This window comes from Pseudomonas sp. B414 (assembly GCF_055408445.1).
In genome coordinates, this window is record NZ_JBUZTQ010000083.1 from 1 (window position 1) to 931 (window position 931).

Sequence of the window (931 nt, forward strand, 5' to 3'; positions counted from 1 at the left end):
TACAGGTAATGCCGTAGGGGTTGGCCACGATTACCTTGGCCGATTGCCCCGCTACTTCGGTGTAGCCGCGCAACTGGCTGGGGCTGCCACCGCTGACTTCGTTGAGGATGATATTGGCAGCATTGCCATGCAAATTCGGGTTGCCTAGGATGATCCCGCCCAGTTGGGTCGACTGCGTACGGTCGATGCCGTTGTTGAGAATCAGGCCATTGGCACCGACGTTGTAGTCACTGAACTGGTTGTGCGACAAACCGCTGCCATTGGGTGCGGCAATATTGACGATGGGCACGCCATTGCCCGCAGCTCCCAGGCTGGTGCCTGGCCCGCTGACGACGATGCCTTCGGCCTGCACCAGCAGTGGCTGCCAGAAAATCGCATTGGCCAAAATAAAAGCCAGGCCACGTTTGGGCATGCCCCAACAGGATTCCCGGGGTTGCAAGGCGGCTGAAGGCTGGCGGGCCAAAAAGGCTAAATATCGGTCATCCATGTCAGTTTCTCGATACAACAAAGCGTTGAATTACAGGAAAAAATCCATACGAAAGTAGATCGGTGCTTCGCTCTCGGTGAGCACATCCGGTCGTTCCAGGGAGTGGGCAAAGGTCACGCTGGTACTGAAGTTACGGCCACGGGCAAACAGCTCCAGCGAGTTACTGGAAACTCGGCCACTGGCCTCACGGTTGTAGCGACCGTGGCGAATCACGCCCTGGTCGTAGCCCAGGCTGGAGCCGTAATCGGTAAATACCGGGCGCAGCCAGTCCAGGGTTACCGGGCGCGACCAGCGCAGGTCGTTGCGCCAGTAACCGCCGCTGTCGCCGGAAAGTTGTTGGTCTTTGTAGCCACGCACCGAGGCTGAACCGCCCAGGCTTATGCGTTGCGGGCTGAACAGCACATCCTCACTACGTTGGCCGGTGGCCATACTGGTAAAACTGAA

General features: G+C 58.2%; 2 protein-coding genes. Both read right to left on the reverse strand.

Annotated features, from left to right (window positions below):
• Window positions 1-487 (reverse strand): two-partner secretion domain-containing protein (locus ACZRMH_RS25780; RefSeq protein ID WP_464015813.1); only part of this gene is annotated, 487 nt, incomplete at its 3' end.
• A 30-nt stretch (window positions 488-517) separates the two neighbouring features.
• Window positions 518-931: ShlB/FhaC/HecB family hemolysin secretion/activation protein (locus ACZRMH_RS25785; RefSeq protein WP_464015814.1), on the reverse strand; the 414-nt coding region annotated here is incomplete at its 5' end.